Annotated in this window: 15 protein-coding genes; all 15 read left to right on the forward strand. The window is 57.9% G+C overall.

The genetic code is table 11. From position 1 onward, the window contains the following. Nucleotides 1-12 precede the first annotated feature (12 nt). The 15 genes from AC07Y2_RS07680 to AC07Y2_RS07750 all read left to right on the forward strand — a co-directional run bounded on the left by AC07Y2_RS07680 (nt 13) and on the right by AC07Y2_RS07750 (nt 14,579). Nucleotides 13-810: a ParA family protein gene (locus AC07Y2_RS07680; protein ID WP_039764974.1), complete on the forward strand. Its 798-nt coding sequence runs from the start codon at nt 13-15 to the stop codon at nt 808-810. Nucleotides 811-819: 9 nt separating this feature from the next. Then, nucleotides 820-1,692, forward strand: a complete 873-nt coding sequence (locus AC07Y2_RS07685) for a ParB/RepB/Spo0J family partition protein (protein WP_011336720.1) — start codon at nt 820-822, stop codon at nt 1,690-1,692. A gap of 148 nt (nt 1,693-1,840) precedes the next feature. Next, nucleotides 1,841-2,248 carry a F0F1 ATP synthase subunit I gene (locus tag AC07Y2_RS07690; protein ID WP_003229783.1) on the forward strand — a complete coding sequence of 136 codons (408 nt, stop codon included), beginning with the start codon at nt 1,841-1,843 and terminating at the stop codon, nt 2,246-2,248. A gap of 16 nt (nt 2,249-2,264) precedes the next feature. Beyond that, a complete protein-coding gene (gene atpB, locus AC07Y2_RS07695) occupies nt 2,265-3,134 on the forward strand; it encodes a F0F1 ATP synthase subunit A (protein ID WP_039764981.1) in 870 nt (289 codons plus the stop codon). A gap of 134 nt (nt 3,135-3,268) precedes the next feature. Then, entirely contained in the window at nt 3,269-3,526 is a 258-nt protein-coding gene (gene atpE, locus AC07Y2_RS07700) for a F0F1 ATP synthase subunit C (RefSeq protein ID WP_003097235.1), read from the forward strand. A 57-nt stretch (nt 3,527-3,583) separates the two neighbouring features. After that, nucleotides 3,584-4,054, forward strand: coding sequence for a F0F1 ATP synthase subunit B (locus tag AC07Y2_RS07705; protein WP_007954149.1), 471 nt, complete (start codon nt 3,584-3,586; stop codon nt 4,052-4,054). Between the two features lie 12 nt (nt 4,055-4,066). Continuing rightward, on the forward strand, nt 4,067-4,603 hold the full coding sequence (locus AC07Y2_RS07710; protein WP_011336717.1) for a F0F1 ATP synthase subunit delta: 537 nt from the start codon (nt 4,067-4,069) through the stop codon (nt 4,601-4,603). A gap of 21 nt (nt 4,604-4,624) precedes the next feature. After that, complete coding sequence (gene atpA, locus AC07Y2_RS07715; protein WP_039764983.1) at nt 4,625-6,169, forward strand: F0F1 ATP synthase subunit alpha; 1,545 nt, start codon at nt 4,625-4,627, stop codon at nt 6,167-6,169. 50 nt (nt 6,170-6,219) lie between these two features. After that, the gene (gene atpG, locus AC07Y2_RS07720; protein WP_007954161.1) at nt 6,220-7,080 is read left to right on the forward strand and encodes a F0F1 ATP synthase subunit gamma; all 861 of its coding nucleotides are present in this window, start codon (nt 6,220-6,222) and stop codon (nt 7,078-7,080) included. Between the two features lie 27 nt (nt 7,081-7,107). Next, the gene (atpD, locus tag AC07Y2_RS07725) at nt 7,108-8,484 is read left to right on the forward strand and encodes a F0F1 ATP synthase subunit beta (protein ID WP_007954162.1); all 1,377 of its coding nucleotides are present in this window, start codon (nt 7,108-7,110) and stop codon (nt 8,482-8,484) included. Nucleotides 8,485-8,529: 45 nt separating this feature from the next. Next, the gene (locus tag AC07Y2_RS07730; RefSeq protein WP_007954164.1) at nt 8,530-8,955 is read left to right on the forward strand and encodes a F0F1 ATP synthase subunit epsilon; all 426 of its coding nucleotides are present in this window, start codon (nt 8,530-8,532) and stop codon (nt 8,953-8,955) included. Between the two features lie 118 nt (nt 8,956-9,073). Further along, nucleotides 9,074-10,441, forward strand: a complete 1,368-nt coding sequence (glmU, locus tag AC07Y2_RS07735) for a bifunctional UDP-N-acetylglucosamine diphosphorylase/glucosamine-1-phosphate N-acetyltransferase GlmU (protein ID WP_085667305.1) — start codon at nt 9,074-9,076, stop codon at nt 10,439-10,441. Nucleotides 10,442-10,568: 127 nt separating this feature from the next. Continuing rightward, nucleotides 10,569-11,345 carry a DeoR/GlpR family DNA-binding transcription regulator gene (locus tag AC07Y2_RS07740; RefSeq protein WP_039764989.1) on the forward strand — a complete coding sequence of 259 codons (777 nt, stop codon included), beginning with the start codon at nt 10,569-10,571 and terminating at the stop codon, nt 11,343-11,345. Nucleotides 11,346-11,347: 2 nt separating this feature from the next. Then, nucleotides 11,348-13,180, forward strand: coding sequence for a glutamine--fructose-6-phosphate transaminase (isomerizing) (gene glmS, locus AC07Y2_RS07745; protein WP_103385809.1), 1,833 nt, complete (start codon nt 11,348-11,350; stop codon nt 13,178-13,180). 199 nt (nt 13,181-13,379) lie between these two features. Beyond that, nucleotides 13,380-14,579 carry a Fic family protein gene (locus AC07Y2_RS07750; protein WP_239065528.1) on the forward strand — a complete coding sequence of 400 codons (1,200 nt, stop codon included), beginning with the start codon at nt 13,380-13,382 and terminating at the stop codon, nt 14,577-14,579. The last annotated feature ends 4 nt before the right edge of the window (nt 14,580-14,583 follow it).

The following is a 14,583-nucleotide window of genomic DNA, read 5'->3' on the forward strand; positions in this document are numbered from 1 at the left end:
ACACAAGCAAGAATGGCTAAGGTATTCGCGATAGCGAACCAGAAGGGTGGTGTGGGCAAGACCACCACCTGCATCAACCTCGCAGCATCCCTGGTCGCGACCAAGCGCCGGGTGCTGTTGATCGATCTCGATCCACAGGGCAACGCCACCATGGGTAGCGGTGTGGATAAGCATGGCCTGGAAAACTCGGTCTATGACCTGCTGATCGGCGAATGCGATCTGGCCCAGGCAATGCACTACTCCGAACATGGCGGCTATCAACTGCTGCCGGCCAACCGTGACCTGACGGCGGCCGAAGTGGTGTTGCTGGAAATGCAGATGAAAGAAAGCCGTCTGCGCAGCGCGCTGGCGCCGATCCGCGAGAACTACGATTACATTCTGATCGACTGCCCGCCGTCACTGTCGATGCTCACGCTGAACGCACTGGTCGCCGCTGACGGGGTCATTATCCCCATGCAGTGCGAGTACTTTGCGCTCGAAGGTCTGAGCGACCTTGTGGATAACATCAAGCGCATCGCTGAACTGCTGAACCCGAACCTGAAAGTCGAAGGCCTGTTGCGGACCATGTACGACCCGCGTCTGAGCCTGATGAACGACGTTTCAGCCCAGCTCAAGGAACACTTCGGCGATCAACTGTACGACACGGTGATCCCGCGCAACATTCGTCTGGCCGAAGCACCGAGCTACGGCATGCCGGCGCTGGCCTACGACAAGCAATCGCGTGGCGCGCTGGCCTATCTGGCCCTGGCGGGCGAGATGGTTCGCCGTCAGCGCAAAAATTCACGCACCGCCGCTGCCCAGCCAACTTAAGGAATCCCCATGGCCGTCAAGAAACGAGGTCTCGGACGAGGACTGGATGCGCTGTTGAGCGGTCCGACTGTCAGCTCGCTGGAAGAACAAGCGGCGCAGGCTGACAGCCGCGAGTTGCAGCACCTGCCGCTGGACCTGCTGCAGCGCGGCAAGTATCAGCCACGCCGGGACATGGATCCGCAGGCGCTGGAAGAGCTGGCGCAGTCGATCAAGGCCCAGGGCGTGATGCAGCCGATCGTGGTTCGCCCGATTGGTGGTGGTCGTTTTGAAATCATTGCCGGCGAGCGTCGCTGGCGCGCGAGTCAACAAGCCGGGCAGGAAACCATCCCGGCGATGGTGCGCGATGTGCCGGATGAAACGGCAATCGCCATTGCGCTGATCGAGAACATCCAGCGCGAAGACCTGAACCCGATCGAAGAGGCGGTAGCCCTGCAGCGCTTGCAGCAGGAATTCCAGCTCACTCAGCAACAGGTTGCCGAGGCTGTGGGTAAGTCCCGCGTCACCGTGGCCAACCTGTTGCGCCTGATTGCGCTGCCGGAAGTCATCAAGACCATGTTGTCCCATGGCGACCTGGAGATGGGTCATGCCCGTGCATTGCTCGGTCTGCCGGACAATCAGCAGGTGGAAGGGGCGCGACATGTTGTCGCACGCGGTCTTACCGTGCGCCAAACTGAGGCACTGGTTCGCCAATGGTTGAGTGGCAAACCGGAGCCGGTAGAGCCTGCCAAACCTGACCCGGATATCGCCCGCCTCGAACAGCGTCTGGCCGAGCGCCTGGGCTCTGCGGTGCAGATCCGCCACGGGAAGAAGGGCAAGGGTCAGCTGGTGATCGGATACAACTCCCTCGATGAGCTTCAAGGTGTGCTCGCACACATCCGCTGAAACAATTCCTCTTGTAGCGCGCAGTCGGAAATCACTACCTGACAGTTGAATAGGGGCAGAACCGCCCCTATACTCTGCGCGCATTTTGTCGGCACAAATTATGCCAAGTTATTGAATTTCGGCAGCCGACCATTGGAGAGCAATAGTGATGGAAACCCGCAAGCCAAACCGCCTGCCGTTCCATCGCCTGGCGGTTTTTCCGGTGTTAATGGCTCAATTTGTCATTTTGCTCATTGCCGCTTTGGCGCTCTGGCAATGGCACGGAGTCGTTGCCGGATACTCGGGACTTTGCGGAGGCCTGATAGCCTTGCTGCCCAATGTTTATTTCGCTCACAAGGCATTTCGGTTTTCCGGCGCCCGAGCAGCCCAGTCCATCGTCCGGTCTTTCTATGCCGGCGAGGCAGGCAAACTGATTTTGACGGCAGTGCTGTTTGCACTGGTGTTTGCAGGTGTGAAGCCACTGGCGCCGATCGCTGTATTCGGCGCCTTCGTGCTGACTCAGTCGGTCAGCTGGTTCGCTCCCCTGCTGATGAGAACAAGACTTTCGAGACCTTAGGGCGTTTGAGGCAACCATGGCAGAAACAACCGCTTCGGGCTATATCCAGCACCACTTGCAGAACCTGACCTTCGGTCAGCTACCCAACGGCGGCTGGGGCTTTGCCCACACCGCAGCAGAAGCCAAGGAAATGGGCTTCTGGGCTTTCCACGTCGATACCCTCGGCTGGTCGGTCGCGCTGGGTCTGATCTTCGTCATTCTTTTCCGCATGGCGGCCAAGAAGGCGACTTCCGGTCAGCCGGGTGCACTGCAGAACTTCGTTGAAGTCCTGGTCGAATTCGTCGATGGCAGCGTGAAAGACAGCTTCCATGGCCGTAGCCCGGTGATCGCACCGCTGGCACTGACCATCTTCGTCTGGGTGTTCCTGATGAACGCCGTCGACCTGGTACCGGTCGACTGGATTCCTCAGCTGGCCATCCTGATCTCCGGCGACCACCACATCCCGTTCCGTGCCGTGTCGACTACCGACCCGAACGCGACCCTGGGCATGGCGTTCTCGGTTTTCGCACTGATCATTTTCTATAGCATCAAGGTCAAGGGCATCGGCGGTTTCATCGGCGAACTGACCCTGCACCCGTTCGGCAGCAAGAACATCTTCGTTCAGGCCCTGCTGATCCCGGTGAACTTCCTGCTGGAATTCGTGACCCTGATCGCCAAACCGATCTCTCTGGCTCTGCGTCTGTTCGGCAACATGTATGCCGGCGAGCTGGTGTTCATCCTGATCGCTGTGATGTTCGGCAGCGGCCTGCTCTGGCTCAGCGGCCTGGGCGTTGTCCTGCAGTGGGCGTGGGCTGTGTTCCACATCCTGATCATCACCCTGCAGGCGTTCATCTTCATGATGCTGACCATCGTCTACCTGTCGATGGCGCACGAAGAAAACCATTAAGACCAGTCTCGACTAGTCTGATGTCCTTCCCGGTCAAACGGGAAGGGGCTCCTCACGGGGCACCATGAAACGATTTGTTTTACCGCTTTAATCTAAAAAACCTAAACCATACGACGTAAAAGTCGGGAGGAAAGATGGAAACTGTAGTTGGTCTAACCGCTATCGCTGTTGCACTGTTGATCGGCCTGGGCGCACTGGGTACCGCAATTGGTTTCGGCCTGCTGGGCGGCAAGTTCCTGGAAGGCGCAGCGCGTCAGCCAGAAATGGTTCCAATGCTGCAAGTTAAAATGTTCATCGTTGCCGGTCTGCTCGACGCCGTAACCATGATCGGTGTTGGTATCGCTCTGTTCTTCACCTTTGCGAACCCGTTCGTTGGTCAGATCGCTGGCTAATCATTCGGATCTCCGAGTGATTTGGTGTGATGGACAACGTAACTGCGAGGTGTTGGCGTGAACATTAATGCGACCCTGATTGGCCAGTCCGTTGCGTTCCTGATTTTTGTACTGTTCTGCATGAAGTTCGTATGGCCTCCGGTCATCGCAGCTCTGCACGAACGTCAAAAGAAGATCGCTGATGGTCTGGACGCTGCCAGCCGTGCAGCTCGCGACCTGGAGTTGGCCCAAGAGAAAGCGGGTCAGCAACTGCGCGAAGCGAAAGCTCAGGCAGCTGAAATCATCGAGCAAGCCAAGAAACGCGGTAACCAGATTGTCGAAGAGGCCGTTGAAAAGGCCCGCGTCGACGCTGACCGTGTGAAGGTTCAGGCTCAAGCCGAGATCGAACAGGAACTGAACAGTGTCAAAGACAAGCTGCGCGCCCAAGTGGGCTTGCTGGCTGTCGGCGGCGCCGAGAAGATCCTGGGTGCCACAATCGATCAAAACGCGCACGCAGAGCTGGTTAACCAACTGGCTGCTGAAATCTAAGCGAGGGCGATCATGGCAGAACTGACCACGTTGGCCCGACCTTACGCTAAGGCGGCCTTCGAGCACGCTCAGGCCCACCAGCAACTGGCCAATTGGTCAGCCATGCTCGGCCTGGCAGCAGCGGTGTCGCAAGACGACACCATGCAGCGCGTGCTCAAGGCCCCGCGACTGACGAGCGCAGAAAAGGCCGCCACGTTCATTGACGTGTGCGGCGACAAGTTTGATGCCAAGGCACAGAACTTCATCAATGTCGTTGCCGAAAACGACCGTCTCCCGCTTCTGCCGGAGATCGCCGCTCTTTTCGACCTGTACAAGGCCGAGCAAGAGAAATCGGTAGACGTTGAAGTGACCAGTGCTTTTGCATTGAACCAAGAACAGCAAGACAAACTCGCCAAGGTTCTCAGTGCACGACTCAACCGGGAAGTGCGCCTGCAAGTCGAGGAAGACAGCTCCCTTATCGGGGGTGTGGTCATCCGCGCCGGCGACCTGGTTATCGATGGCTCGATTCGCGGCAAAATCGCGAAACTTGCCGAAGCATTGAAATCTTGAGTTTGAAGGGGCAGCAGAGCAATGCAGCAACTCAATCCTTCCGAAATAAGTGAAATTATCAAGGGCCGCATCGAAAAGCTCGATGTGACCTCCCAAGCCCGTAACGAAGGCACTGTCGTCAGCGTATCTGACGGTATCGTGCGGATTCACGGTCTGGCCGACGTCATGTACGGCGAGATGATCGAGTTTCCGGGCGGCGTCTACGGTATGGCCCTCAACCTGGAGCAAGACTCCGTAGGTGCCGTTGTACTGGGCGCGTACACCAGTCTGGCTGAAGGCATGAGCGCCAAGTGCACCGGCCGCATCCTCGAAGTTCCGGTTGGTAAGGAACTGCTGGGTCGCGTTGTCGACGCACTGGGTAACCCTGTTGACGGCAAAGGTCCACTGGGCAACACCGAGACCGACGCGGTCGAGAAAGTTGCTCCGGGCGTGATCTGGCGTAAGTCGGTAGACCAGCCTGTACAGACTGGCTACAAGGCTGTCGATGCCATGATCCCTGTCGGCCGTGGCCAGCGTGAGCTGATCATCGGTGACCGTCAGATCGGTAAAACCGCTCTGGCGATCGACGCGATCATCAACCAGAAAGACAGCGGCATTTTCTGCGTCTACGTGGCAATCGGTCAGAAGCAATCGACCATCGCCAACGTGGTTCGCAAGCTGGAAGAAAACGGTGCACTGGCTAACACCATCATCGTTGCAGCGAGCGCCTCGGAATCTGCAGCACTGCAATTCCTGGCTCCGTACTCCGGTTGCACCATGGGTGAATTCTTCCGCGACCGCGGTGAAGACGCGCTGATCGTCTATGACGATCTGTCCAAGCAAGCAGTGGCTTACCGCCAGATTTCCCTGCTGCTGCGCCGTCCACCAGGCCGTGAAGCTTACCCAGGCGACGTGTTCTATCTCCACTCCCGTCTGCTGGAGCGTGCATCCCGCGTTTCGGAAGAGTACGTAGAGAAGTTCACCAACGGCGCAGTGACCGGCAAAACCGGTTCCCTGACCGCACTGCCGATCATCGAAACCCAGGCTGGCGACGTTTCCGCGTTCGTTCCGACCAACGTGATTTCCATCACCGACGGTCAGATCTTCCTGGAATCGGCCATGTTCAACTCGGGCATCCGCCCTGCAGTGAACGCCGGTGTTTCGGTATCCCGTGTGGGTGGTGCCGCTCAGACCAAGATCATCAAGAAGCTGTCCGGTGGTATCCGTACCGCTCTGGCTCAGTACCGTGAACTGGCGGCATTCGCCCAGTTCGCTTCTGACCTGGACGAAGCGACCCGCAAGCAACTTGAGCATGGTCAGCGCGTTACCGAGCTGATGAAGCAGAAGCAATACGCGCCAATGTCGATCGCCGACATGTCGCTGTCGCTGTATGCCGCTGAGCGTGGGTTCCTGACTGACATTGAAATCGCCAAGATTGGCAGCTTCGAACAAGCGCTGATTGCTTTCTTCAACCGCGATCACGCCGATTTGATGGCGAAGATCAACGTTAAAGGTGACTTCAATGACGAAATCGACGCTGGCCTGAAGGCTGGTATCGAGAAGTTCAAGGCCACCCAAACCTGGTAAGCCGCAGCGGGAGCCGCAAGGCTCCCGCTTGCTAACCTGATAGGTGTTACATGGCAGGCGCAAAAGAGATTCGCAGTAAGATTGCGAGCATCAAAAGCACGCAAAAAATTACCAGCGCCATGGAAAAAGTGGCGGTCAGCAAAATGCGCAAGGCACAAATGCGCATGGCTGCTAGCCGTCCTTATGCGGAGCGTATCCGCCAGGTAATTGGGCATCTGGCCAACGCCAACCCGGAATACCGCCATCCGTTCATGATCGATCGCGAAGTAAAGCGCGTCGGTTATGTCGTGGTGAGCAGTGACCGTGGTCTGTGCGGCGGCTTGAACACCAACCTGTTCAAGGCCCTGGTCAAGGACATGGCGGTAAACCGCGAAAACGGCGTCGAGATCGATCTGTGTGTCGTTGGTAGCAAGGGTGCGGCCTTTTTCCGCAACTTCGGCGGTAACGTCGTTGCAGCTATCAGCCACCTGGGTGAAGAGCCGTCGATCAATGATCTGATCGGCAGCGTCAAGGTGATGCTGGATGCCTACCTGGACGGCCGTATCGACCGCCTGTCCGTGGTATCCAACAAGTTCATCAACACCATGACGCAACAGCCTACCGTGGAGCAGTTGATTCCATTGGTGGCGACCCCGGATCAAGAACTCAAGCACCACTGGGACTACCTCTACGAACCAGACGCCAAAGAGCTGCTTGACGGCTTGATGGTGCGTTACGTGGAGTCGCAGGTGTACCAGGCGGTGGTCGAGAACAACGCGGCTGAACAGGCTGCGCGGATGATCGCGATGAAGAACGCTACCGACAACGCCGGTGATTTGATCAGCGATTTGCAGCTGATCTACAACAAGGCGCGTCAGGCTGCGATCACCCAAGAGATCTCGGAAATCGTCGGCGGCGCTGCCGCGGTTTAACGGTTCAAATATTCAGAGGATCCAGCTATGAGTAGCGGACGTATCGTTCAAATCATCGGCGCCGTTATCGACGTGGAATTTCCACGCGACAGCGTACCGAGCATCTACGACGCCTTGAAGGTTCAAGGCGCCGAAACCACTCTGGAAGTTCAGCAGCAGCTGGGCGACGGCGTGGTTCGTACCATTGCGATGGGCTCCACCGAAGGCTTGAAGCGCGGTCTGGACGTCAACAACACTGGCGCAGCCATCTCCGTACCGGTCGGTAAAGCGACTCTGGGCCGGATCATGGACGTACTGGGCAACCCGATCGACGAAGCTGGCCCGATCGGCGAAGAAGAGCGCTGGGGTATCCACCGCGCCGCTCCTTCCTTCGCTGAACAGGCCGGTGGCAACGAGCTGCTGGAAACTGGCATCAAGGTTATCGACCTGGTTTGCCCGTTCGCCAAGGGCGGTAAAGTCGGTCTGTTCGGTGGTGCCGGTGTAGGCAAGACCGTAAACATGATGGAACTGATCCGTAACATCGCCATCGAGCACAGCGGTTATTCCGTGTTCGCCGGTGTGGGTGAGCGTACTCGTGAGGGTAACGACTTCTACCACGAGATGAAGGACTCCAACGTTCTCGACAAGGTAGCCCTGGTCTACGGTCAGATGAACGAGCCACCGGGAAACCGTCTGCGCGTAGCGCTGACCGGTCTGACCATGGCCGAGAAGTTCCGTGACGAAGGTAACGACGTTCTGCTGTTCGTCGACAACATCTATCGTTACACCCTGGCCGGTACCGAAGTATCCGCACTGCTGGGCCGTATGCCTTCGGCAGTAGGTTACCAGCCGACCCTGGCTGAAGAGATGGGCGTGCTGCAAGAGCGCATCACTTCGACCAAGCAAGGTTCGATTACTTCGATCCAGGCCGTATACGTACCAGCGGACGACTTGACTGACCCGTCGCCAGCGACCACGTTTGCTCACCTGGACGCCACCGTCGTTCTGTCCCGTGACATCGCTTCCCTGGGTATCTACCCGGCGGTAGACCCACTGGACTCGACTTCGCGTCAGCTGGACCCGAACGTGATCGGCAATGATCACTACGAGACCGCTCGTGGTGTTCAGTACGTGCTGCAGCGTTACAAAGAGCTGAAGGACATCATCGCGATCCTGGGTATGGACGAGCTGTCGGAAGCCGACAAGCAGTTGGTAAACCGTGCTCGTAAGATCCAGCGCTTCTTGTCGCAGCCGTTCTTCGTGGCTGAAGTCTTCACCGGTGCTTCGGGTAAATACGTTTCCCTGAAAGACACCATTGCTGGCTTCAAAGGCATCCTCAACGGTGACTACGACCACCTGCCAGAACAAGCGTTCTACATGGTCGGCGGCATCGAAGAAGCGATCGAGAAAGCCAAGAAACTGTAATCCAGGCGCCCGGCAACGGGCGCTAATTTAGGTTGAGGCAATCAGATGGCTATGACAGTCCATTGCGACATCGTCAGCGCGGAAGGAGAAATCTTTTCCGGCCTGGTCGAGATGGTGATTGCGCACGGTGCTCTGGGTGATCTTGGTATCGCTCTGGGCCACGCGCCGCTGATCACTAATCTGAAGCCAGGTCCGATCCGCCTGATCAAGCAAGGCGGGGAAGCCGAGGTGTTCTACATCTCCGGTGGTTTCCTCGAGGTTCAGCCGAACATGGTCAAGGTGCTTGCCGATACCGTGCAACGTGCCGCCGACCTGGATGAAGCTCAGGCTCAAGCAGCTCTCAAGGCTGCCGAAGCTGCTCTGCATGAGAAGAGCGCAGATTTCGACTACGGAGCTGCGTCCGCACGTCTGGCCGAGGCTGCAGCTCAGCTGCGCACCGTCCAGCAGATCCGCAAGAAGTTTGGCGGTTAATCCGTCAGCCACTTGTTGTGCGATTGATAAAAAAGGGTAGCCTCGGCTACCCTTTTTTCTTTTCAGAATTCCCGAAACCCGGTCGCAGTTGCTGACCACCCAGGATTGGTAGCCAGTCATGTCTCTTGAAATCGTTATCCTCGCGGCCGGTCAAGGCACCCGCATGCGTTCCGCGCTGCCAAAAGTGCTGCATCCGATTGCCGGCGATTCCATGCTTGGCCATGTTATCCACAGCGCCCGTCAACTTGATCCACAGCGCATTCATGTCGTCATCGGCCACGGCGCCGATGTAGTGCGCGAGCGTCTGGCCGCTGACGATCTGAATTTCGTATTGCAGGACAAGCAGCTGGGCACCGGCCACGCCACGGCCCAGGCTGTTCCTTTCATCACCGCCGATACCGTACTGATTCTCTACGGCGATGTGCCGTTGATCGAAGTCGAGACCCTGCAACGTCTGCTCAAGCACGTTGTACCCGGGCAGATGGGCTTGCTCACCGTCGAGCTGGACGATCCGACCGGTTATGGCCGCATCGTGCGCGATGCCGACGGCAAGGTTGCCGCCATCGTCGAACACAAGGACGCCAGCGAAGCGCAACGGGCGATCACTGAAGGCAACACCGGCATCCTGGCAGTGCCGGCCAATCGTCTGGCGGACTGGATGAGTCGCCTGTCGAACAACAACGCTCAGGGCGAGTACTACCTGACCGACGTGATCGAGATGGCGGTCAGCGATGGCCTGACCGTCGCCACCGAACAACCTCACGATCCGATGGAAGTGCAGGGCGCCAATGATCGCAAACAGCTCTCCGAGCTGGAGCGTCATTACCAGCTGCGCGCCGGTCGTCGCCTGATGGCTCAGGGTGTCACCCTGCGCGATCCGGCCCGTTTCGATGTGCGAGGCGAAGTGACCGTCGGTCGCGATGTGCTGATCGACATCAACGTGATTCTCGAAGGCAAGGTTGTCATAGAGGACGATGTGATCATCGGCCCGAACTGCGTGATCAAGGACAGCACCCTGCGCAAAGGCGTGGTGGTCAAGGCCAACAGCCATATCGAAGGCGCGGTGCTGGGCGAAGGCAGCGATGCCGGCCCGTTTGCCCGTCTGCGTCCGGGCACTGTGCTGGAGGCCCGCGCCCATGTGGGTAACTTCGTCGAACTGAAAAACGCGCGCATGGGCGAGGGCGCCAAGGCCGGGCACCTGACTTACCTGGGCGATGCCGAGATCGGTGCACGCACCAACATCGGCGCCGGCACCATCACTTGCAACTACGATGGCGCCAACAAGTGGAAAACCGTGTTGGGCGAGGATGTGTTCATCGGTTCCAACAACTCGCTGGTGGCGCCTGTGGATATCTCTGCCGGTGCAACTACTGCAGCCGGCTCGACCATCACTCAGAATGTGGATAACGCGCAATTGGCTGTTGGCCGGGCGCGGCAGAAGAACATCGATGGCTGGAAGCGGCCTGAGAAGATCAAGAAGAGCTGAGTTATCTACAATGCTCAAATTAAAAAAGACCGCTGCCAGCGGTCTTTTTTTGGGCACCGACTTGACGATTCGCAGCTGATAGGTTTTGATTGCTTCCGTTATCTTTCGAATCGAAACTTAATTAGCCATGTCGAAACGCAACACACCTCAGCGCCGTCACAACATTCTGTCTTTACTCAATGAGCAGGGCGAAGTGAGTGTGGATGAACTGGCCAAGCGCTTCGAAACTTCGGAAGTTACGATTCGCAAGGATCTCGCCGCCCTGGAAAGTCATGGCTTGCTGCTGCGTCGCTATGGTGGCGCGATCACCATGCCCCAGGAACTGGTGGCGGACGTCAGTCAAAACGTTTCCAAATACAAACAGGCGATTGCCCGCGCCGCCGTCACACGCATCCGCGAGCACGCCCGCATCATCATCGACAGCGGCAGCACCACCGCCGCGATGATTCCCGAACTCGGCCAGCAGCCAGGCCTGGTGGTCATGACCAACTCCCTGCACGTGGCCAACGCCCTGAGTGAACTCGAGCACGAGCCTGTGCTGCTGATGACCGGTGGCACCTGGGATCCGCACTCGGAATCCTTTCAGGGCCAGGTCGCCGAGCAGGTACTACGCTCTTACGACTTCGACCAGTTGTTTATCGGTGCCGATGGCATCGACCTGGTGCGTGGCACCACCACCTTCAATGAATTGCTCGGCCTCAGCCGGGTGATGGCGGAAGTGGCGCGGGAAGTGATCGTGATGGTCGAGGCCGACAAGATCGGCCGCAAGATTCCGAACCTGGAGCTGCCATGGAGCAGCGTCCATACCCTAATTACCGATGATCGCCTGCCCCTGGATGCGCGCGATCAGATTCAGGCTCGCGGTATCAACTTGATTTGCGCGACTGTCAGTCAGGAGAAATAAGCATGTGTGGAATTGTCGGCGCGGTAGCTGAACGTAATATCACCGCCATTCTGGTCGAAGGCCTCAAACGCCTCGAATACAGGGGCTATGACAGTGCCGGTGTTGCGGTGTACACCAATGACGGCGCTCTGGAACGCACTCGTCGTGTCGGCAAAGTCAGCGAACTCGACGCGGCGCTGGCCGAACATCCGCTGGTTGGCCGTCTCGGTATTGCCCACACCCGCTGGGCCACCCATGGTGCGCCGAGCGAGCGCAATGCTCACCCGCATTTCTCCGGTGACGTCGCTGTCGTGCACAACGGCATCATCGAAAACCATGAGGCGCTGCGTGAACAACTCAAGGCGCTGGGCTACGTGTTCAGTTCCGATACCGACACCGAAGTCATCGCTCACCTGCTGACTGAAAAACTCAAGACCTTACCGGACCTGTCGGACGCTCTGAAGGCTGCGGTCAAGGAGCTGCATGGCGCTTACGGTCTGGCGGTTATCCACGCAAAGCAACCGGATCGACTGGTTGCTGCTCGCAGCGGCAGCCCGCTGGTGATCGGTCTGGGCCTGGGCGAAAACTTCCTCGCTTCCGATCAACTGGCCCTGCGTCAGGTCACCGACCGTTTCATGTACCTGGAAGAGGGCGATATCGCCGAAATCCAGCGGGACAAGGTGCAGATCTGGGACGTGACCGGCAAAGCCGTCGAGCGCCAGACCGTGCAATACACGGATGGTGCGGAAGCCGCCGACAAAGGCGAGTTCCGTCATTACATGCTCAAGGAAATCCACGAGCAGCCGTCCGTGGTGCAGCGCACTCTGGAAGGCCGATTGAGTGCGAATCAGGTGCTGGTGCAGGCTTTCGGTCCACAAGCTGCTGAACTGTTCGCCAAAGTGCGCAACGTACAGATCGTGGCGTGTGGTACCAGCTATCACGCCGGCATGGTTGCCCGTTACTGGCTCGAAGAGCTGGCCGGGATTCCGTGCCAGGTCGAGGTCGCCAGTGAATTCCGCTACCGCAAGGTGGTGGTGCAGCCGGACACCCTGTTCGTCACCATCTCCCAGTCCGGCGAAACCGCCGACACCCTGGCCGCCCTGCGCAACGCCAAGGAACTGGGCTTCCTCGCCAGTCTGGCGATCTGCAACGTCGGCATCAGTTCGCTGGTGCGCGAATCCGACCTGACCCTGCTGACCCAGGCTGGTCGTGAAATCGGCGTGGCCTCGACCAAGGCCTTCACTACGCAACTGGTCGGTCTGCTGCTGCTGACCCTGTCTCTGGGCCAGGTGCGCGGTACATTGGGCAAAGGCGTTGAAGCCACGCTGGTCGAAGAACTGCGTCGTCTGCCAACTCGTCTGGGCGAAGCGCTGGCGATGGACAGCACGGTGGAAAAAATCGCAGAGCTGTTCGCCGAGAAGAACCACACCCTGTTCCTGGGCCGTGGCGCGCAATTTCCGGTGGCGATGGAAGGGGCCTTGAAGCTCAAGGAAATCTCATACATCCACGCCGAAGCCTATCCAGCTGGCGAGCTGAAACACGGCCCGCTGGCGCTTGTGGATAACGACATGCCGGTGGTGACCGTCGCGCCGAACAACGAACTGCTGGAGAAGCTGAAGTCCAACCTGCAGGAAGTCCGCGCCCGCGGTGGCGAACTGATCGTGTTCGCCGACGAAAAAGCCGGGATGACCAATGGCGAAGGCACACACGTGGTGCAGATGCCGCACATCCACGACATCCTGTCGCCGATCCTCTACACCATTCCGCTGCAACTACTGTCGTACTACGTTGCGGTGCTCAAGGGCACGGACGTGGATCAGCCGCGCAACCTGGCGAAATCGGTGACGGTGGAGTGATGGGCTGCACAAGAGCGCGAATTATTCGCGCTCTTGTGCAGAACACAGATACACCGCAGCAATTCCTACAGAAAATCCGGAAAAAAAATCCGCTAACTACACCCATTAATGAAATCTCCTACATTACTCAAGGCTAGGTAATTAAAGGCTTTGAGCGTAATCTTGAATTCGCAAAAAAATCCGCGATTCTGGAGGTTTGATGAGTGCTGAATCTGTCTTGGGAAACCATTGGCTCGAGCCGCTCATGCCTGTATTTCCCAGCGAAATATTGCAACTGGCCGAGCAAGTGCCCTTTCAGGCGGGAAAACTCAGCGCCATGGTTTCTCCCCCCATGCTGCAACGCGTCGGCGGCCTACTGCGTGTCACCAGCAGTTTTTACAGCAACCTGATAGAAGGCCAGTTCACGGAGCCAGTGACGCTTGCCCCGACAGCTCCAAAACGTCACCGCAAAGAGCTCACAGAGCTGGCTATGACGCACATCGGCACACAGCAGGCATTTGAACGAGCACTGACTATGCATAAGGACCTGTCATGGGAAACCCTGTTCAGTCCGGCATTCGTTACGCGCCTGCACAAGCGTCTTTTTCTCGGTGCTTGCGACGAGCAACTGAGCCTGAGTGACGGGAGTCAACTGGTGCCTGGTCAACTGCGGGATGTGGCGAGTCAGGAAGTGCTTGTCGGCAATCACGCGGCCCCCTCCTGCCAATCTGTATCGCCCATGCTTAACCGGATGCAGCAGGTATACGGTCGTTTGCCGGACGCTCGGAGTCGACTGCTTGCCGTCATGGCTTATCACCATCGATTGGCCTGGGTGCATCCTTTCGTTGACGGAAATGGACGAACAGTCAGGCTGGTGACGCATCTCCAGTTGCAGAAACTTGGGCTGGTTTCGCCGCTCTGGTCCTTATCCCGCGGGCTTGCTCGACAGCAGGCGTCCTATTACGCCCGGCTGGCCAACGCCGACAAGCCGCGTCGTGGGGATCTGGATGGTCGTGGTCAACTGACGCAGGCCGGTTTGTTCGAATTTGTCGGTTTCATGCTGGAAACCTGTCTCGACCAGATGCGTTATACAGAGCAGGCGTTGAACATCTCCAATATGCGCGAAAGGTTGCATACCATTTTTGCTTGGGACGAGCGGATCAAGCGAGAGGGAATCAAGCTGGAAACAGCCCGTGCTTTGCATGTTCTGCTGACGCAGGGCACGTTGAGCCGCGCGGATTTCAAAATCTTCACGGGATTGTCCGATCGGGTGGCAACGGATCAATTGAGAAGTCTCGTACAACTGGGTCTGGTTCAGAGTGCGACACCCAAGGCACGTGATCTCTATCCGGGTTTGCCGATCTGGTTTGCTCAACTGTTATTCCCTGACTTGCATCAGCGGATGAACGCCGCGGTTTAGGAGT

The sequence above is a fragment of the Pseudomonas sp. GW456-12-1-14-TSB6 genome (genome assembly GCF_059424205.1).

Bases quoted from the DNA above. Each gene is read 5' to 3' on its own strand.
- atpG (WP_007954161.1), top strand. From the start codon at position 6,220: ATGGCAGGCGCAAAAGAGATTCGCAGTAAGATTGCGAGCATCAAAAGC.
- AC07Y2_RS07730 (WP_007954164.1), top strand. From the start codon at position 8,530: ATGGCTATGACAGTCCATTGCGACATCGTCAGCGCGGAAGGAGAAATC.
- atpB (WP_039764981.1), top strand. From the start codon at position 2,265: ATGGCAGAAACAACCGCTTCGGGCTATATCCAGCACCACTTGCAGAAC.
- atpA (WP_039764983.1), top strand. From the start codon at position 4,625: ATGCAGCAACTCAATCCTTCCGAAATAAGTGAAATTATCAAGGGCCGC.
- AC07Y2_RS07740 (WP_039764989.1), top strand. From the start codon at position 10,569: ATGTCGAAACGCAACACACCTCAGCGCCGTCACAACATTCTGTCTTTA.
- AC07Y2_RS07685 (WP_011336720.1), top strand. From the start codon at position 820: ATGGCCGTCAAGAAACGAGGTCTCGGACGAGGACTGGATGCGCTGTTG.
- AC07Y2_RS07690 (WP_003229783.1), top strand. From the start codon at position 1,841: ATGGAAACCCGCAAGCCAAACCGCCTGCCGTTCCATCGCCTGGCGGTT.
- AC07Y2_RS07680 (WP_039764974.1), top strand. From the start codon at position 13: ATGGCTAAGGTATTCGCGATAGCGAACCAGAAGGGTGGTGTGGGCAAG.
- glmU (WP_085667305.1), top strand. From the start codon at position 9,074: ATGTCTCTTGAAATCGTTATCCTCGCGGCCGGTCAAGGCACCCGCATG.
- atpE (WP_003097235.1), top strand. From the start codon at position 3,269: ATGGAAACTGTAGTTGGTCTAACCGCTATCGCTGTTGCACTGTTGATC.
- atpD (WP_007954162.1), top strand. From the start codon at position 7,108: ATGAGTAGCGGACGTATCGTTCAAATCATCGGCGCCGTTATCGACGTG.
- glmS (WP_103385809.1), top strand. From the start codon at position 11,348: ATGTGTGGAATTGTCGGCGCGGTAGCTGAACGTAATATCACCGCCATT.
- AC07Y2_RS07750 (WP_239065528.1), top strand. From the start codon at position 13,380: ATGAGTGCTGAATCTGTCTTGGGAAACCATTGGCTCGAGCCGCTCATG.
- AC07Y2_RS07710 (WP_011336717.1), top strand. From the start codon at position 4,067: ATGGCAGAACTGACCACGTTGGCCCGACCTTACGCTAAGGCGGCCTTC.